19 protein-coding genes are annotated in these 16219 nt (G+C 67.2%); 12 read left to right on the forward strand and 7 right to left on the reverse strand.

Features of this window, described 5'->3' with window-relative positions; genetic code table 11:
• Window positions 1–3: 3 nt before the first annotated feature.
• Entirely contained in the window at window positions 4–666 is a 663-nt protein-coding gene (locus tag GNX71_RS22290; RefSeq protein ID WP_206174435.1) for a suppressor of fused domain protein, read from the reverse strand.
• Window positions 667–847: 181 nt separating this feature from the next.
• On the opposite strand from GNX71_RS22290, the gene GNX71_RS22295 reads away from it, so the two are divergent.
• The gene (locus GNX71_RS22295) at window positions 848–1177 is read left to right on the forward strand and encodes a collagen-like protein (RefSeq protein WP_206174436.1); all 330 of its coding nucleotides are present in this window, start codon (window positions 848–850) and stop codon (window positions 1175–1177) included.
• Window positions 1178–1180: 3 nt separating this feature from the next.
• The gene (locus GNX71_RS22300) at window positions 1181–1429 is read left to right on the forward strand and encodes a DUF1488 family protein (protein WP_206174437.1); all 249 of its coding nucleotides are present in this window, start codon (window positions 1181–1183) and stop codon (window positions 1427–1429) included.
• 23 nt (window positions 1430–1452) lie between these two features.
• Here GNX71_RS22300 and GNX71_RS22305 read toward each other — a convergent pair whose 3' ends face one another.
• Together GNX71_RS22305 and GNX71_RS22310 are read right to left on the reverse strand one after the other, a co-directional pair.
• A complete protein-coding gene (locus GNX71_RS22305; RefSeq protein ID WP_206174438.1) occupies window positions 1453–2163 on the reverse strand; it encodes a Crp/Fnr family transcriptional regulator in 711 nt (236 codons plus the stop codon).
• Between the two features lie 113 nt (window positions 2164–2276).
• Window positions 2277–3020, reverse strand: a complete 744-nt coding sequence (locus tag GNX71_RS22310) for a Crp/Fnr family transcriptional regulator (RefSeq protein ID WP_206174439.1) — start codon at window positions 3018–3020, stop codon at window positions 2277–2279.
• 173 nt (window positions 3021–3193) lie between these two features.
• Here GNX71_RS22310 and GNX71_RS22315 point away from each other — a divergent pair, with 173 nt between their 5' ends.
• Together GNX71_RS22315 and GNX71_RS22320 are read left to right on the forward strand one after the other, a co-directional pair.
• A complete protein-coding gene (locus GNX71_RS22315) occupies window positions 3194–3484 on the forward strand; it encodes a hypothetical protein (RefSeq protein WP_206174440.1) in 291 nt (96 codons plus the stop codon).
• Entirely contained in the window at window positions 3485–3706 is a 222-nt protein-coding gene (locus tag GNX71_RS22320; RefSeq protein WP_206174441.1) for a hypothetical protein, read from the forward strand.
• Window positions 3707–3740: 34 nt separating this feature from the next.
• Here the strand turns inward: GNX71_RS22320 and GNX71_RS22325 are convergent, their stop codons facing one another.
• On the reverse strand, window positions 3741–4352 hold the full coding sequence (locus tag GNX71_RS22325) for a DNA starvation/stationary phase protection protein (protein ID WP_206174442.1): 612 nt from the start codon (window positions 4350–4352) through the stop codon (window positions 3741–3743).
• 158 nt (window positions 4353–4510) lie between these two features.
• Between GNX71_RS22325 and GNX71_RS22330 the strand changes: the two genes are divergently transcribed.
• Window positions 4511–5275 (forward strand): YoaK family protein, encoded by a 765-nt coding sequence (locus GNX71_RS22330; RefSeq protein ID WP_206174443.1) that lies wholly within the window; start codon window positions 4511–4513, stop codon window positions 5273–5275.
• 5 nt (window positions 5276–5280) lie between these two features.
• On the opposite strand, the gene GNX71_RS22335 is transcribed toward GNX71_RS22330, so the two are convergent.
• Together GNX71_RS22335 and GNX71_RS22340 are read right to left on the reverse strand one after the other, a co-directional pair.
• Window positions 5281–7659, reverse strand: coding sequence for a phosphoketolase family protein (locus tag GNX71_RS22335; protein ID WP_241027019.1), 2379 nt, complete (start codon window positions 7657–7659; stop codon window positions 5281–5283).
• A gap of 86 nt (window positions 7660–7745) precedes the next feature.
• On the reverse strand, window positions 7746–8261 hold the full coding sequence (locus tag GNX71_RS22340) for a MarR family transcriptional regulator (protein ID WP_206174445.1): 516 nt from the start codon (window positions 8259–8261) through the stop codon (window positions 7746–7748).
• Between the two features lie 96 nt (window positions 8262–8357).
• Between GNX71_RS22340 and GNX71_RS22345 the strand changes: the two genes are divergently transcribed.
• The 4 genes from GNX71_RS22345 to GNX71_RS22360 all read left to right on the forward strand — a co-directional run bounded on the left by GNX71_RS22345 (window position 8358) and on the right by GNX71_RS22360 (window position 12831).
• Complete coding sequence (locus GNX71_RS22345; RefSeq protein ID WP_206174446.1) at window positions 8358–9347, forward strand: tripartite tricarboxylate transporter substrate binding protein; 990 nt, start codon at window positions 8358–8360, stop codon at window positions 9345–9347.
• Between the two features lie 37 nt (window positions 9348–9384).
• Entirely contained in the window at window positions 9385–10371 is a 987-nt protein-coding gene (locus GNX71_RS22350; RefSeq protein ID WP_206174447.1) for a Bug family tripartite tricarboxylate transporter substrate binding protein, read from the forward strand.
• A gap of 16 nt (window positions 10372–10387) precedes the next feature.
• Entirely contained in the window at window positions 10388–11704 is a 1317-nt protein-coding gene (locus GNX71_RS22355; protein ID WP_206174448.1) for a sulfatase-like hydrolase/transferase, read from the forward strand.
• Window positions 11705–11829: 125 nt separating this feature from the next.
• Complete coding sequence (locus GNX71_RS22360; protein ID WP_206174449.1) at window positions 11830–12831, forward strand: SLAC1 anion channel family protein; 1002 nt, start codon at window positions 11830–11832, stop codon at window positions 12829–12831.
• Window positions 12832–12864: 33 nt separating this feature from the next.
• On the opposite strand, the gene GNX71_RS22365 is transcribed toward GNX71_RS22360, so the two are convergent.
• Complete coding sequence (locus GNX71_RS22365) at window positions 12865–13305, reverse strand: MarR family transcriptional regulator (protein WP_206174450.1); 441 nt, start codon at window positions 13303–13305, stop codon at window positions 12865–12867.
• 70 nt (window positions 13306–13375) lie between these two features.
• Between GNX71_RS22365 and GNX71_RS22370 the strand changes: the two genes are divergently transcribed.
• The 3 genes from GNX71_RS22370 to GNX71_RS22380 all read left to right on the forward strand — a co-directional run bounded on the left by GNX71_RS22370 (window position 13376) and on the right by GNX71_RS22380 (window position 16112).
• Window positions 13376–14545 (forward strand): NAD(P)/FAD-dependent oxidoreductase, encoded by a 1170-nt coding sequence (locus tag GNX71_RS22370; RefSeq protein ID WP_241027020.1) that lies wholly within the window; start codon window positions 13376–13378, stop codon window positions 14543–14545.
• Between the two features lie 91 nt (window positions 14546–14636).
• Window positions 14637–15254, forward strand: a complete 618-nt coding sequence (locus GNX71_RS22375) for a PadR family transcriptional regulator (RefSeq protein ID WP_206174451.1) — start codon at window positions 14637–14639, stop codon at window positions 15252–15254.
• Window positions 15255–15269: 15 nt separating this feature from the next.
• On the forward strand, window positions 15270–16112 hold the full coding sequence (locus GNX71_RS22380; protein ID WP_206174452.1) for a siderophore-interacting protein: 843 nt from the start codon (window positions 15270–15272) through the stop codon (window positions 16110–16112).
• Window positions 16113–16219: the final 107 nt, after the last annotated feature.

Raw genomic sequence — 16219 nt, forward strand, 5'->3', positions numbered from 1 at the left:
GGTTCAGGCGACGGCCTTGCGCCCCGGGTCCGTCACGGGAAAACCGCCGTGCACTTCGAGCAGGCGCACCAGCGCTTCGGAGCTGTGCGCCTTGGCCCAGTCTTTCTCGGAATCGGTGATGCCGACCACGTGCAGGAAGTCGAACTTGCCCGAGGCAAGTTGCGCCGTGGCGGGGTAGTGCTTCGGCTCGGCCAGCACGATGTTGCGCAGGCCCACGGCGCCCTTCTCGCGGATCACGTCGCCCATCGGGATCCGGTCACCGTAGTCGAGCAGCGGCTTGTCTTCGCCGAAACGTCCGTGTGCGAGCAGCACGTTGAAGGCCAGCAGCCGGCGCAGGAGCTTGATGGCCCATTGGTCCTCGGGCTGCGAATGCACCTCGATGACCAGCTCGGAGCCGAGCCATGAATATTCTTCGGGGTCGTATTCGTCGGGCTCGGTCCCCCAAGGGGTCGATCCTCCCGAGGTGACGTAGAGCCATGAGTTGCGCGCGGGCGTCGGCTCGAACTCGAACACGCCCAGGTGCAGCCAGGCCGGGTCGATGTCCTCGGCGCCGAGCGACGAGAAGACGTCGAAGTCCAGCACGTAGATGCCGCTTCGCTTCTCGCCGAACAGTTGCGGGTAAAGCGTCTCCTCGCGGTACGCCCAGACTTCTTCCATGGAACTCATCGGCTTGTCCTTCCCCTGGGGGTTTTGCTCCGCGGAAAGCATACCGCCGGCATCACCGCTGTCCGATATGCCTTTCGGCCGGATCCGGCCTAAGCGTGGGAGCGAACAGACGCGGCGTTCATTGCGGGCGAGAGTGCCCAACGCGGAAGTCTTTCTGCGCATCGCTCCCAAAGGAATTCCCATGAAATACGCAATGCCTTCACTGGCTCTCCTCGCCCTGCTCGCCCTGGGTGCCTGCACCGGCCCCATGGGCCCCCAAGGCAACACGGGCAATACAGGAAGCACCGGCTACACGGGCGCCACCGGCGCTCGCGGCAATACCGGCAACACCGGCAATACAGGTGCCACGGGTGATACCGGCAGCACCGGTAATACAGGCGCCACCGGTGAAACCGGCAACCAGGGCAACACGGGTAACACCGGCAATACCGGCGCGACGGGCGCCCGGGGCAACACCGGCAGCACGGGTGGCGGTGGTGGAACGGTTGTCGTCGTTCCTCCCGCCCGCTGAACGATGGCCGACGCGCCCTTCATTCATGACGCTTCGGGGACGGTTCGCTTCTCGGTGACGGTCGAGGACCGCACCGTGAACGCGAGCATCGGCCGGGAGGTGCTGCGCTACCACTACCGCACCGCCGAAGACGCCAACCCCCTGGACACCTTCGGCCAGCATGTCGAAGAGATGGATGCCGCCGTGCGGCGCCGGATCGCACAGGGCTCGATGGAGCCCGTGATGCTGCGCGAGAACGACCTGCGCGCGTAAACAACGCGCCCGCCAGCCGCCGGCTACGCGATCAGATGCGTGTAGCTGCGCCGGTTGGCCCGGTAGCAATCGCACGCCGCGTTCTCCAGCCCTTCGCGGTCCGTGATGGTGATGACACCCCGCCGGTAGTCGATGAGCTTGCGCGTGTGCAGCGCCGTGGCGGCATTGGTGATGCCGACCCGGCGCACACCCAGCATGCGGCCCAGCACCTCATGGGTGAGCGCCAGTTGTGCCGAATGCGCGCAGTCCTGCGTGGTCAGCAGCCAGCGCGCGAGGCGCTCCTCGATCTGGTGGAAGCGGTTGCACAGGCCCGAGCGGCCGAACTCCATCAGGAGCACGCACACGTAGCGGTTGAGGATGCGCTTGAGCATCGTGTTCTGCACGAGCTCCTGCGCGAACGACTGCGCAGTGAGCCGCCAGGCCATGCCCGGGCCCTGCACCAGCGCCCTGAGCGGTGCGCTCTGCACGTCCAGAGAAAGCTCGTAGCCCAGCGCCCCTTCGTTGCCCACCATGCCCGTCTGCAGGCCGTCGTGGCCGTCCACGGTGGACACCAGCGAGACGAACGCGCTCGTCGGAAAGTGGATGTGATGAATGACGTCGCCCGGCTCGTACAGGATCTGCGCCGTGGCCAGCTCCACGCTGTCGCAGCGTTCGAGCAGGTGCGCCTTGTCCGCGAGCGGCAGCGCCTCGAGCAGGCGATTGAGGATGGGGCGAAGCGGGTCTGCTGGTGTCACGGAACCGCCTGTTGGGAAGAACGAGCGCGGAAATGCGCAACCGGGCGCATTGTTGCCGACCACCCTCCGCGCGTCTGTGCGCAGGCGCACCGAATGCGGCGCGGCCGCCGTGCTCAGGCCGTGCTCAGCTTGCGGGGCAGCAGGCGATCCGTCTCGCGCTTGACCACCTCATAGCACTCGCACACCTGCTTCTCCAGGCCCGGGCGGTCCAGCACCGTGATGTGGCCGCGCGAATACTTGATGAGGTTGAGCCGTTGCAGCTTGCCGGCCGCTTCGGTCACGCCTTCGCGGCGCACGCCGAGCATGTTGGCGATCAGCTCCTGGGTCATCACCAGCTCGTTGCCCGGCAGCCGGTCCAGGCTCAGCAGCAGCCAGCGGCACAGCTGCTGCTCCAGCGAATGGTGGCGGTTGCAGACCGCCGTCTGCGACATCTGCGTGATGAGCGACTGCGTGTAGCGCAAGAGCAGGTGCAGGAGCGGCCCGCCGTTGTCCGTGAGCTGCTTGATGTGGCTCGCGCTCAGCCGGAATGCGTTGCCCGCGCTTTGCACCACCGCGCGGTTGGGGGTACTGCCCCCGCCCATCAGCAGCGACACGCCCACCATTCCCTCGAACCCGACGACGGCGATCTCGGCCGATTGCCCGTTCTCCAGCACGTAGAGCAGCGAGACGATGCAGTCGGTCGGGAAGTAAACGTATTGCTGTACCACGCCCGATTCGTAGAGCACCTCGCCCAGCTTGAGCGGCACCGACTCCAGGAGCGGCATGAGGCCGGACAGCACCTCCGGCGGCATGACCTCCAGCAGGCTGTTGCGCGCCACGGCTGCGCGCGGGGAAGACGGATGCGGGGACGATGCCATGGCGGAAGGGGATTCCAAAGTTCGGATCATTCTGCGACCGATACCCTGGCGTCTGTGCGATGCCGCACATAGAAGCAGGCTATTTCTTGGCCACCAGCGTGCGCTGGCGAACGGTGCGCCGGGCGCTTTCCGGGTAGCGTGGGTCTCAGAGCCTCCATCGACCGGAGAACACCATGCCCTCCCCGAAGACCCCTTCCGAGCTTGCAGCCGATGAGGCCGTGCGCACGTACCTGCGCGGGCGAACGATGCCCCCGCTCCTGTACGACGCCATCGTGTGGGCGGTGGAAATGCGGATTTCGGCCGGCAAGCTGCCGCTGCTCGACGACACGCTGACGACCGATATCGACAACCACGCCGTCGCCACGCGGGCACGCCTGCTGATGCCCATCCGGCCCGTACCATTGCCGCCGCTGGCCAGCCACGGCAATGCCGGGCGCGCGCCGCTCTCGGCCGAGGGGATATAGATGCCGATGAAACTCCTCGGCCAGTTGTGCTGCGCGCGGCTGCCCATGCAACTGCACGACCAGCTGGACATCCAGAAGTGCGATGTGCTTCGCGCCGCGCAGTTGATCGAGGCGGACTTGCCGCCCGTTCTTCACGAACGCGGGCGCACCGTCTACTCGGGGCAAGCGACGGTCATGCGCGTCACCGCCAAGGGGCTGAGCGCAGCCAGACAGCACGGGTGAGCACAGGCGACCGCGCCGCCCGCTGAAAACGCGCTCAGGCCGTCACCGGCGACGCAGCGACCAGGTGCTCGGTCAGGAACCACACCTGCAGTTCGTTGGTGCGCAGCACATTGCTCACGAACACGTCGTTGCTGCCCGCATCGCCCGATTTGTCGACCTTCTCGGCGGCCTCGCGCGCATTCACGATGATGTGCTCGTGCGCCTCGGCAAGACGGCGCAATTGCACCGCCGCCGGCTCGCGGCCGCGCGGCGGGCGGGCGATCTTCGTGGTCTCGGCGATGTCGGCCGCCATCGCGAGCGCGATGCCGCCCAGGAGCTGGATGCGCTCGGCCACGATGTCCACCAGCAGCACCTGCCCTTCGTAGTGCTGGTCGTACATCAGATGCAGCTGGTTGAAGGTCGGGCCCACCACCTGCCAGTGGTGCTTCTTGTACATGTCGCGCAGGGTGATGGTGTCGGCCAGGCACTGGTTCAGCAGCGCCACGCTTTCCTTGCAGACCTTCTCGGAGAGGCCGTTGGGCAGCTTGACGATTTCGCCGTAGCGCTGCGTCTCGTGGCTCTTCTGGTCGAGATCGGGTTTGACTTCCTGCTTCGAGCGGGCGGCCGACGCGCTCGCGGTGGACTTGGATTTCTTCGAGGCTGCCATTGGGGGATGCTCCTGAGTGGGTTGAATCGATCAACAACTTCTAGCACCCGCCCCACGCCCCGCACGTAGGCCATCCGCGCGCCCGGCCCGTCGTGCAACAGGAAACCCGGTCCCGAAGGCCGACAATAGGCGCCTCCACCCCAGGGCCCCATCCACCCATGCGCAGACTGCGCTTTCTCACCAGCCGGCACCGTGCGCCCTCCACCAACAAGGCGCTGGGCCTGCTGCTGGCGTTCAATGCCGGCGCGGTCAACGCGGGCGGGTTTCTGGTGCTGCACATGTACACCTCGCACATGACCGGCTTCGCCTCGCAACTGGCCGATGGGCTGGTGCTGGGCAACGCCAAGCTGCTCCTCAATGCGCTGGGCGCGGTGCTGGCCTTTCTCTCGGGCGCGGCCGTGTGCGCGGTGCTGGTGAACTGGGGGCGACAGCACCGCCTGCACAGCGTGTATGCGCTGCCGCTGCTGCTGGAGGCCGCGCTGATGCTTCCCTTCGGCCTCATGGGCGCCGTGACCCTCACCTGGGCCACGCCCTTCGCGGTGCCGCTCACCGTGCTGCTGCTGTCCTTCATCATGGGCCTGCAGAACGCGGTCGCCTCCAAGACCTCCGGGGGCAGCATCCGCACCACGCACATGACCGGCAACATCACCGACCTGGGGATGGAGATCGGCAAGCTGCTCTACTGGAATGGCAAGACCGCGCATGCGGTCGCGGTCCACCACGACCGCAGCCGCATGCACAGGGCGGCCGGGCTGATCGGCATGTTCGTGCTCGGCGGGATCGTGGGCGCGCTCGGGTTCAAGTACGTGGGGTTCGTGTGCGTGGTGCCGCTGGCGGCGCTGCTGCTGGCGCTGTCGGTGCCACCGTTCATGCGGGACCTGCCGCGCAGCGGACTGTTGCTGCGCTTCGCAAAGGGCCGGTAGCCCGGCTAGCCCGGACTGCCCCACATCCAATTGCGGATCTCGGGCATGTCTTCGCCGTAGCGCACGATGTACTGCCTGTGCGCCGCGAGCTTGTCTTCCAGTTGCCGCTTGAGGTAGAGCCCCTTGTCGCCGGTCTGCGGCAGGCGGTCGATGGCGTCCATCGCGAGATGGAATCGGTCGATCTCGTTGAGCACCGTCATGTCGAAAGGCGTGGTGATCGTCCCCTCCTCCTTGTAGCCATGCACATGGATGTTGTCGTGGTTGGCACGGCGGTAGGTGAGCTGGTGCACCAGCCGCGGATAGGCATGGAAGGCGAACATCACCGGCTTGTTCTTCGTGAACAGCGCATCGAAAGCCCTGTCGGTCAGCCCGTGTGGATGCTCGGTATTCGGCTGCAGCTTCATCAGGTCGACCACGTTCACCACGCGCACCTTCAGCTCGGGCAGGTGCGTGCGCAGGATGGACACGGCGGCTATCGTCTCCAGCGTGGGCACGTCGCCGCAGCAGGCCATCACCACGTCGGGCGCCTGGTCGCCATCGTTGCTCGCCCAGTCCCAGATGCCGATGCCGGCGGCGCAATGCTTCGCGGCCTCGTCCATCGCGAGCCACTGCGGCGCGGGGTGCTTGCCCGCGACCACGACGTTCACGTAGTGGCGGCTGCGCAGGCAATGGTCCATCACCGACAGCAGGCAGTTGGCATCCGGCGGCAGGTAGACCCGCACCACCTCGGCCTTCTTGTTGACCACCACGTCGATGAAGCCCGGGTCCTGGTGGGTGAAGCCGTTGTGGTCCTGCCGCCAGACGTGCGAGGCCAGCAGGTAGTTGAGCGAGGCGATCTTGCGGCGCCACGGGATGTTCGAGGTCACCTTCAGCCATTTGGCGTGCTGGTTGAACATCGAGTCGACGATGTGGATGAAGGCCTCGTAGCAGTTGAAGACGCCATGCCGCCCGGTGAGCAGATAGCCTTCGAGCCAGCCCTCGCACTGGTGCTCGCTGAGCATTTCCATCACGCGGCCGGTGCGCGCAAGGAACTCGTCGGTGGGCAGGGTCTCTGCGTTCCACTGGCGCGGCGTCGCCTCGAAGACCGCTTCCAGCCCGTTCGAAAGCGTCTCGTCCGGCCCGAAGACGCGAAAGTTGCGCTGCGCGTCGTTGAGCTTCGCCACGTCGCGCAGGAACGGTCCGAGCACGCGGGTGTCGCCGATGCCGCGCACGCCGGGCGCGTGCACCTCCACCGCGTAGTCGCGGTACGAAGGCATCCGCAGGTCGCGCAGCAGCACGCCGCCGTTGGCATGCGGGTTGGCGCCCATGCGCCGCTTGCCCTTGGGCGCGAGCGCGGCCAGTTCGGGCACCAGCCGGCCCTGCGCATCGAACAGCTCTTGCGGCCTGTAGCTCTGCATCCAGCTTTCGAGCAGCTCGAGATGACCGGGGTGCGACGACGGATCGGAGATCGGCACCTGGTGCGCGCGGAAGCTGCCTTCGATCTGCTTGCCGTCGACCACCTTCGGCCCGGTCCAGCCCTTGGGCGAGGCGAGCACGATCATCGGCCAGCGCGGCCGCTCGGCCTGGCCGCCCGATCTCGCGCCCTGCTGAAAGGCCTTGATCTGCTCGACCGCCGAATCCATCGCCTTCGCCATGGCCTCGTGCATCAGCGCGGGGTCGGAGCCTTCGACGAAACACGGCGTCCATCCGTACCCGCGCAACAGCTGATCCAGCTCCTCGCGGCTGATGCGCGCCAGCACCGTGGGGTTGGCGATCTTGTAGCCGTTCAGGTGAAGGATCGGCAGCACCGCGCCGTCATGCACCGGGTCGAGGAACTTGTTCGAATGCCACGCGGTGGCCAGCGGGCCGGTCTCGGCCTCGCCGTCGCCCACCACGCAGGCCACGATGAGCCCGGGGTTGTCGAACACCGCGCCGAAGGCATGGCTGAGCGAATAGCCCAGCTCGCCGCCCTCGTGGATCGAGCCCGGGCATTCGGGCGAGGCGTGGCTCGGAATGCCGCCGGGGAACGAGAACTGCAGGAACAGCTTCTGCAGCCCGGCCTCGTCCTGGCCGATGTCGGGATAAACCTCGCTGTAGCTGCCTTCGAGGTAGGTGTTGGCCACCACCGCGGGGCCGCCGTGGCCTGGACCGCTGACATAGATCATGTCGAGGTCGTACTTGACGATCGCGCGGTTCAGGTGCGCGTAGATGAAGTTCTGCCCCGGCGTCGTGCCCCAGTGGCCGAGCAGCATGCGCTTGATGTCCGTGAGGGCGAGCGGACGCTTGAGCAGCGGGTTGTCGCACAGGTACATCTGGCCGACCGAGAGGTAGTTGGCGGCGCGCCAGTAGGCGTCGATCTGCTGCAGCGATGCGGGGGCGAGCGTGGGATGGGTGTCTTGGGTCATGGATGGCCACAGTCTGGCCATGCGTGACCTCGCTGTCGGTCCGTCAGCGCACAGACTGCGCGCAACTGCGGGAAATCGTCGCGGCCCTATGGCCTGGCGCCGCCCGTACCGCGGCGCCCCCGGTCCGCCTTCGGCAGCACGGCTTCTTCCACCATGCGCCCGGCCTTCGCCTGCAACAGGTTCAGCGACGCATCGAAGCGCGCCGCATCGTCCGCATCCAGCGCGCCCATCAGGTCGGCATTGATCTTGGTCACCAGCGGAAAGAGCTCGTCGTACAGCGCCTGCCCCGCCTCGGTAAGGCCCAGCTGCACCTGCCGCCGGTCTCCCGCCCTGGCGACCCGCGAGACCAGTTGCTTGGCGACCAGCGAGCCCACCGCCTTCGAGGTGCGCGCCCGGTCCAGCTGCGCATGCTCGGCCAGTTGCGACGAACCCAGCTCGCCCTTGCTCGCCAGCACCGCGATCAGCCGCCATTCGCGCCGCGTGATGCCGAAGCGCCCCTCGCAGAGCCGGATCACCATGCTCCCCGCCACCGAGAGCAGCCGCGACAGCCGGTACAGCAGCAGGTCGTCCAGCGGACGGCGGGGCGCGGCGGCAGCAGGCATCTGGGGGTTAGTCCGGGGGATGGTTGATTAGATCAATCGAATGTAGCGTCTCTAAAGTCGTTCGCCACCAACCGAGAGAGAACCGGAGAACCGACCATGCCCAGCCGCCTTGCCTTCGACCGCCGCCATGCACTCGCAGCCCTGGGCAGCCTGGCCCTCGCGCCGATGGCTCGGGCGCAGCAGGCCTTCGTGCCCGGCCAACCCATCAAGGTGCTGATCGGCGTGCCCGCCGGCGGCACGCAGGATGTGCTGACCCGCGCCATCGCGCAGCAGGTGCGCGATTCGCTCGGCCCGCTCATCATCGACAACCGCTCGGGTGCGGCGGGCCGCATCGCGGTCGAGGCGGTGAAGACCGCGCCGCCCGATGGCCACACCCTGCTGCTGGGCACGGCCAGCATGATGACCATGTTCCCGAGCGCGTACCGCAATCTCTCGTACGACCCGGTGAAGGACTTCGTTCCGCTCCTGAACGCGGCCCGCTTCGAACTGGCGCTCACCGTGCACAAGGACGTGCCCGCCAACACGCTCCCCGAATTCATCACCTGGGCCAAGGCACAGGGCGACAAGCTGAGCTTCGGTTCCTACGGCGCGGGCACGCCCTCGCACTTTCTCGGCGAAATGCTCAACCGCGCGGCCGGCCTCCAGATGGTGCATGTGCCCTACCGCGGCTCCACGCCTGCGCGGCAGGACCTCATGGGCGGCACCGTGCCCGTGTACTTCGACACCGTCGGCGGCGCGCAGCAGATGCTGCCCTCGGGCCGCGTGAAGGTGCTGGCCACCAGCGGCGAGAAGCGCTCGCCGCTCATGCCCAACCTGCCGTGCTTCGTGGAGGCCGGCTACAAGGACGTGGTGGCGACCGCATGGTTCGCGTACTACGCACCGCTCAAGACGCCGCCAGCCATCGTCGACAAGCTGCGCGCCGAGATCACCCGCGCCGTGAACACGCGCGAGGTGCGGCAACTTCTGCTGCAGAACGGCATGTACCCCATCGCCGATGGCAGCGAAGCACTCTTGAAGACCATGCGCGAAGACACGACACGCTGGGCCGGCATCATGAAAGCCGTGAATTTCCAAGCCAATGATTGAACACAACTGAACGACTGATCGAGGAGGAACCTAGACCATGCTGAACCCCAACCATCCCATCACCCGCCGCGTCGCTGGCCTGCTGGCCGCGGCCGGCCTCATGACGTCCATTGCCACCGGCGTGGGCGCACAGACGCTCGACAGCCCCCTGCACATCGTCGTCGGCTACGCCCCCGGCGGCGCCACCGACCGCGTGGCGCGCATCGTCGGCGAGAAGCTCGGCACCAAGCTGGGCGTGCCCGTCATCGTCGACAACAAGCCCGGCGCGGGCGGGCGCCTGGCGGCGCAGCAGGTCAAGCTCACGCCCGCCAACCAGAACGTGCTGATGCTCGCCAACCCGGCCGTGATGGTGGTCGCGCCCCTGGTCTTCAAGGACAACAACTACGACGCCGAGCGCGACTTCGTGCCCGTGTCGCACGTCAACGCCTACGACTTCGCGCTGGCCGTGTCGCCCACCCTGCCCGTGCGCGAACTGCCGCACCTGCTCGCGTGGATGCGCGCCAACCCGCAGCAGGCCAACGTCGGCGTGCCCGCCACCGGGAGCCTGCCGCACTTCTTCGGCCTCATGGTCGGCGAGAAGGCCAAGGTGCAGACGCAGGTGATCGGCTACCGCGGCTCCGCGCCGTTGCTCAACGACCTGATCGGCGGCCAGGTGCCCATTGCCGTGGACACCGAAGACGTGGTGCTGCCGCAGCACAACGCAGGCAAGCTGCGCATCCTGGCGCTCTCGGGCGAAAAGCGCTCGCCGTTCGCGCCGAACATCCCGACCTTCAAGGAAGCGGGCCTGGACCTCGCCGCCACCGGCTGGAACACCTTCTTCGCGCCCGCCACCATGCCCAAGGACAAGGTCGAGCGCCTGGCCGCGACCATCCGCGAAGTGATGCAGGACCCGGACACGCAGCGCAAGTTCAAGGACTCGGGCATGACCCCGGTGGTGAGCACGCAGGCGCAAACTGCCGCGATGCTGAAGGCGTACAAGACGCAGTGGGCGCCCGTCGTCCAGAAGTCCGGCTACCAGCCGTAAAACTCATTCGTTGCCCATGACCAGACCCAACATCATCTTCATCGTCGCCGACGACCTCGGCTATGCCGACCTCGGCTGCTACGGCGGCCGCGATGCCGCGTTCGGCCCCGTGTCGCCCGTGCTCGACGGCCTGGCCGCGAACGGACTGAAGCTCACGCAGGGCTACTCGAACTCGCCCGTGTGCTCGCCCACGCGCTTCGCGATGATCACCGCGCGGTATCAATACCGCTTGCGCGGCGCGGCCGAAGAGCCGATCCGCAGCAGCAGCCGCGGCAGCACCACGCTGGGCCTGCCGACCGACCACCCCACGCTGCCCTCGCTGCTCAAGGCCGGCGGCTACCAGACCGCGCTCATCGGCAAGTGGCACCTGGGCTACCCGCCGCACTTCGGGCCGCTGCGCTCGGGGTACGACGAATTCTTCGGGCCGATGTCGGGCGGAGTCGACTACTTCACCCACTGCGACTCCACCGGCAAGCACGACCTGTGGTTCGGAGAAGAGGACAAGAAGGAAGACGGCTACCTCACCGACATCCTTTCGAAGCGCGCCGTGGACTACGTGGAGCGCATGGCAAAGCAGGAGCAACCCTTCTTCCTGAGCCTGCACTACACCGCCCCGCACTGGCCCTGGGAAACCCGCGACGACGCCGAGAAGGCGCCCGCCGTGAAGGACAACCTCTTCGACCTGGCCGGCGGCAACATCCACGTGTACCGCCGCATGATCCATCACATGGACGAAGGCATCGGCTGGATCATGGCCGCGCTCGAGAAGCACGGCATGGCCGACAACACGCTCGTGGTGTTCACAAGCGACAACGGCGGCGAGCGCTTCTCGGACAACTGGCCGCTCGTGGGCGGCAAGATGGACCTGACCGAAGGCGGCATCCGCGTGCCATGGATCGCGCACTGGCCCGCGGTGATCGCCAAGGGCGGCGAGAGCACGCAGCTGTGCATGACGATGGACTGGTCCGCGACCATGCTCGACGCGGCCGGCGTGAAGGCCGATGCGGCGTATCCGCTCGATGGCGTGTCGCTCATGCCCGTGCTGAAGGACGCGACGCAGAGCTTCCGCCGCCCGCTGCACTGGCGCATGAATCACCGCGGCCAGCAGGCGATGCGCGATGGCGACTGGAAGTACCTGAAGGTCGACGGCAACGAGTACCTGTTCAACATTCCGGCGGATGAGCGCGAGCGCGCGAACCTCGGCAAGAAAGAGCCCGAGCGGCTCGCTGCGATGCGGGCGAACTGGGATGCGTGGAACGCGACGATGCCTCCGATTCCGGAGGATGCGACGGTGAGTTTGGGGTACTCGGTGAAGGACATGCCGCAGCGTTGAGCGCGGCCATCGCGCCAAGCCGATTCAGCATCGGCGGCGCGCATGTCAGACAACGCAGGCATTTGGCAGAAAACGCTGCTCCACGGCAGTAACAGCCCGAGTCGATGCGCCCCAGACTGGCGCGCATGACAACTTCCGCCACCTCTGTCCTCGCCGCGGCGGACACCCGCCCTGCCGCCAGCGCTTCCATCAAGAACCTCCCCGTCAACCTGTTCGCCGCCGTCATGGGCCTCTCGGGCCTTTCGATGGGCTGGCGTCTTGCGCACACCGAATTCGGTGTACCCCGCGTGGTGTCGGATGCGATCGGCCTCTTCGCCACCTTCGTGTTCGTCGTGCTGCTCGTGGGCTACGGCGCCAAGCTGCTGCGCCACCCGGCGGCCGTGACGGCGGAGTTCCGTCATCCGATTGCCGGCAACTTCTTCGGCACCATCGCCATTGCGCTGCTGCTTCAATCGACCGTGCTGGGCGTCTACAACAGCGCGCTGGGCAACGCGCTCTGGGTGGTCGGCACCGTTGCCACGCTGCTGCTGGCGGCGCACGTTGTCTCGCGCCTCCTGGGCGGCAATGGCCACCCTGCGCATGCGGTGCCGGCGTGGATCATTCCGGGCGTCGCCGCGCTGGACATTCCCGTCACCGGCAGCCACATGCCCATGGCCTGGGCCGGCGAGGTGCTGCTGCTGTCGGCCGCCGTGGGCTCGGTGCTGGCGCTCGTGCTGTTCACGATGATCGTCACGCGGTTGATCCAGCACGAGCCGCTCGCGCCGGCGATGACGCCCTCGCTGCTGATTCTTGTCGCGCCGTTCGAGGTGGGGTTCACGGCGTATGTGAACCTCACGGGGCGGGTGGATCTGTTTGCGGGGCTGTTGTTCTATTTCGGGCTGTTCTTGTTCTTGGTGCTGGCGCCGAAGGTGTTTCGCAGGAGCGTGCCGTTTGGGGCGGGGTGGTGGGCTGTGAGCTTTCCGCTGGCTGCGATGGTGAATGCGGGGTTGATGTACGCGGGGGTGAGAGGGACGTGGCCGTTGCAGTTATTGGCTGTTGGATTGCTCGTGCTTCTTACCGCAGTGCTGCTCGCGCTGACCGTTCGCACGTTGAACATCCTCTTCAACGGGCGGTTGCTGGCAGGCTGAGAAAGCGATCCAGACAAACCCGGCGGCCGAGGTTCAGCCGCCGCCCATGCGCTCCACGTTCGCGTTGATGCGCTGAAGCAGCGCCAGCAGTTGGTCGACCTCCGCTTCGGAGAAACCGGTCAGCGCCTGCTGCGTATGCGCCTCCATCAGCGCCCTCGCCTTCGGCAGACGGCGCGCAGCCAGCGGGGTGAGCGAAATGAGGCGGCTGCGCTTGTCGGCGGGGTCGTCCACGCGCTCGACCAGGCCATCGCGCTCCATGCGGGTGAGCAACTGCGCCATGCTGGGCTGCTCGACCTGCGCGATGCGCGCGAGCTCGGCCTGCGAGAGCGCCTTGCTTTTCTTGAGGGACACGAGCACGGGCAGCTGGCCCGCAGCCAGGCCGGCTTCGCGCAGGTCGATGTCTGCGATGCGGGTGAATCCACGGGCGATGCGGCCCAGGAGCTTGAGGGGGTTTCGATCGGGGGCTTCGGTCATGGGGTCTATTTTATACATAGGCTCCTATGTTAATATGGATAGGAACCTATCCTTTATCGGAGCTACCCCGATGCATCCCTCTTCTTTTATTTCCACTCCCCGCATCGCCATCGTCGGCGGCGGTCCCGGCGGCCTCATGCTGGCGCGCCTGCTTCACCTCTCCGGCCTCCGGGCCACCGTGTTCGAGCACGAAGAAAGTCCGCTCGTGCGTTCACAGGGCGGCACGCTCGACCTGCATGAAGACTCGGGCCTGATGGCCGTGCGGCGCGCCGGGCTCGAAGCCGAGTTCCTGCGCATCGCACGCTATGACGACCAGGGCTCGCGGCTGCTCGACAAGTCGGGGCGCGTTCTCTTCGAGGAGCCTGATGCGTCCGCGGGCAACCGGCCCGAGGTCGATCGCACTGCGCTGCGCGACATGCTGCTTGCGTCGCTGCCGGGCGACTGCGTCCAGTGGGGCCGTGCGTTGCGCGAAGTGCTGCCGCAGGATGACGGTCGATGGAACCTCGTCTTCACGGACGGCGAGGCCGGGCCTTTCGATCTCGTGGTCGGTGCGGACGGCGCATGGTCGCGCGTGCGTCCGCTGCTGTCGCCGTACAAGCCGCAGTACAGCGGGCTGACCTTCATCGAGTTCGGCATCGACGACGTGGACCGCAGCCACCCGGCCGTCGCGCAACTGGTCGGGCGGGGCAAGCTCGATGTGCAGGGCGATGGCAAGCTGCTCATCGCGCAGCGCAACGGCAACGCCCACATCCGCGGCTATGCGATCTTCCGCGTGCCGGCGGACTGGGCCGCCAAGCGCTTCGACTTCGCCTCGCCAGCGGCGGTGCGCAGCGCGCTGCTCGCGGAATTCGCCGGGTTCGACGACGCGATCACCGATCTCTTTCGCGCGAGCAACGACAACTTCGCAACGCGGCTCATCCACGCGCTGCCGGTCGGGCACTGCTGGGCCCACCGGCGTGGGCTCACGCTGCTGGGCGACGCGGCGCATGTGATGTCGCCCTTCGGCGGCGAAGGCGTGAATGCCGCGCTGCGCGATGCGGCCGAACTGGCGGCCCAACTGATCGGGGAACAGGACTGGGGCAAGGCCGTGGCGGCCTACGAAACGCAGATGTTCGAGCGCGTGGCCGAAATCGCGGAAGGCTCGGCCGAGGCGGCCGCCACTCAGCTGTCGCACATCGGCGAGGCGCTGATGCTGGCGCAGTTTCAGGAGCATCAGGAGCAGCGGGCCGCTACGGCGTAGCGCCCCTTCCGCGTGGTCGGATGCGTATCTGTTTGACTTTTATATCGATATATCTAAAATACTTTCGATACCAGTCAAGAAAGACATCGACATGAGACACCCCCACTTCGGCCATCACCACCACAACCACCACTGCCACGCCCCCCGTGGCGAACACGAAGACGGCTTCTCGGGCGGCCGTGGCCGTCACGGCGCCCCCGGCGACGAGCGCATGCACGGAGGCCGTGGCGGACGCGGCGGCGGGCGCGTCTTCGGCCATGGCGGCCTGCGCTTCGTGCTGCTGCAGCTCATCGCCGACAAGCCTTCGCATGGCTACGAGCTCATCAAGGCCATCGAAGACCGCCTGGGCGGCAGCTATGCGCCGAGCCCCGGCGTGGTCTACCCCACCCTCACGCTGCTCGAAGAGATGGGCTACCTGAGCGTGGAGACGGCCGACAACGGCGGCCGCAAGCGCTACACCATCACCCCCGGCGGGCAGGAGTTCCTGGCCGCCAACCGCGAAATGGCCGACGCCATGATGGCCCGCATGTCGGGCGGCGTGGACGGCGCGGGCCCGCGCGGCGGACGCCCGCCGCAGGTCACGCGCGCCATCGAGAACCTCAAGCTCGCCATGCGCATGCGCCTGTCGGGCACGCCCCTCACCGAACAACAAGCCCACGATTTCGCCGCGGTGCTCGACAGCGCCGCTCAACAGCTAGAGCGCATCTGAACTTCTTCTTTTGAAATGACCGACTTCACAACCACTCCCTCTTCTTCCAACACACCCGACCGCACGCCACGCCGCGTGCGCCACGACCTTCGCTTTCGCCAGCTCACGGTGAAGACGGTGCAGCGCGTGACGCCGCACCTGATCCGCATCGTGCTCACCGGCGACGACCTCGCGGGCTTCACGAGCCTGGGGTTCGACGACCACGCGAAGATCTTTTTCCCCGACGCGACCACCGGCAAGCTCACGCTGCCGACCGCGGGCCCCGATGGTCCGATCTGGCCCGCGAGCGGCCGCCCGACGATGCGCGACTACACGCCGCGCCGCTTCGACGCGAAGGCGAACACGCTGGAGATCGACTTCGCCCTGCACGACGCCGGCCCCGCCACGCAATGGGCAGAGAACGCCAAGCCCGGCGACACGCTCGGCGTGGGCGGCCCGCGCGGTTCGTTCATCGTGCCGACCGAATTCGACTGGCACTTGCTCGTCGGCGACGACACCGCCCTGCCCGCCATCTCGCGGCGCCTGGCCGAACTGCCGGCCGGTGCGCGGGTGGTGGTGCTGGCGGAGGTCGACAGCGAAGCCGACCAGATTCCGTTCGACACGCAAGCCGAGCTCACGCTGCAATGGGTGTACCGGCGCGGCGCCGAGGCCGGCGTGAGCACGGTGCTGGTCGATGCGCTGAAGGCGGCGAAGCTGCCGGCCGGCGATTTCCACGCGTGGATCGGGTGCGAGTCGGGCATTGCGAAGGCACTGCGCGCGCACCTCGTGAGCGAGCGCGGCGCCAACCCGAAGTGGACCCGCGCGTCGGGCTACTGGCGGCGCGGCGCTGCGGCCACGCACGATTCGCACGACGAGTGATCCCGCCTTGCTCCTTCCCCTTCCGGGGGAAGGCTGGGATGGGGGCAAGCGGCGCTTGTTAGGCGCAGTGCTTCATCGAAGGCCGCGAACTCCCACCCCTACCCTCC

It is taken from the genome of Variovorax sp. RKNM96, from assembly GCF_017161115.1.
In the GTDB taxonomy this organism is placed as follows: Bacteria; Pseudomonadota; Gammaproteobacteria; order Burkholderiales; family Burkholderiaceae_C; genus Variovorax.

Bases quoted from the DNA above. Each gene is read 5' to 3' on its own strand.
- GNX71_RS22290 (WP_206174435.1), bottom strand. From the start codon at position 666: ATGAGTTCCATGGAAGAAGTCTGGGCGTACCGCGAGGAGACGCTTTAC.
- GNX71_RS22295 (WP_206174436.1), top strand. From the start codon at position 848: ATGAAATACGCAATGCCTTCACTGGCTCTCCTCGCCCTGCTCGCCCTG.
- GNX71_RS22300 (WP_206174437.1), top strand. From the start codon at position 1,181: ATGGCCGACGCGCCCTTCATTCATGACGCTTCGGGGACGGTTCGCTTC.
- GNX71_RS22310 (WP_206174439.1), bottom strand. From the start codon at position 3,020: ATGGCATCGTCCCCGCATCCGTCTTCCCCGCGCGCAGCCGTGGCGCGC.
- GNX71_RS22315 (WP_206174440.1), top strand. From the start codon at position 3,194: ATGCCCTCCCCGAAGACCCCTTCCGAGCTTGCAGCCGATGAGGCCGTG.
- GNX71_RS22320 (WP_206174441.1), top strand. From the start codon at position 3,485: ATGCCGATGAAACTCCTCGGCCAGTTGTGCTGCGCGCGGCTGCCCATG.
- GNX71_RS22325 (WP_206174442.1), bottom strand. From the start codon at position 4,352: ATGGCAGCCTCGAAGAAATCCAAGTCCACCGCGAGCGCGTCGGCCGCC.
- GNX71_RS22330 (WP_206174443.1), top strand. From the start codon at position 4,511: ATGCGCAGACTGCGCTTTCTCACCAGCCGGCACCGTGCGCCCTCCACC.
- GNX71_RS22335 (WP_241027019.1), bottom strand. From the start codon at position 7,659: ATGACCCAAGACACCCATCCCACGCTCGCCCCCGCATCGCTGCAGCAG.
- GNX71_RS22340 (WP_206174445.1), bottom strand. From the start codon at position 8,261: ATGCCTGCTGCCGCCGCGCCCCGCCGTCCGCTGGACGACCTGCTGCTG.
- GNX71_RS22345 (WP_206174446.1), top strand. From the start codon at position 8,358: ATGCCCAGCCGCCTTGCCTTCGACCGCCGCCATGCACTCGCAGCCCTG.
- GNX71_RS22350 (WP_206174447.1), top strand. From the start codon at position 9,385: ATGCTGAACCCCAACCATCCCATCACCCGCCGCGTCGCTGGCCTGCTG.
- GNX71_RS22355 (WP_206174448.1), top strand. From the start codon at position 10,388: ATGACCAGACCCAACATCATCTTCATCGTCGCCGACGACCTCGGCTAT.
- GNX71_RS22360 (WP_206174449.1), top strand. From the start codon at position 11,830: ATGACAACTTCCGCCACCTCTGTCCTCGCCGCGGCGGACACCCGCCCT.
- GNX71_RS22365 (WP_206174450.1), bottom strand. From the start codon at position 13,305: ATGACCGAAGCCCCCGATCGAAACCCCCTCAAGCTCCTGGGCCGCATC.
- GNX71_RS22370 (WP_241027020.1), top strand. From the start codon at position 13,376: ATGCATCCCTCTTCTTTTATTTCCACTCCCCGCATCGCCATCGTCGGC.
- GNX71_RS22375 (WP_206174451.1), top strand. From the start codon at position 14,637: ATGAGACACCCCCACTTCGGCCATCACCACCACAACCACCACTGCCAC.
- GNX71_RS22380 (WP_206174452.1), top strand. From the start codon at position 15,270: ATGACCGACTTCACAACCACTCCCTCTTCTTCCAACACACCCGACCGC.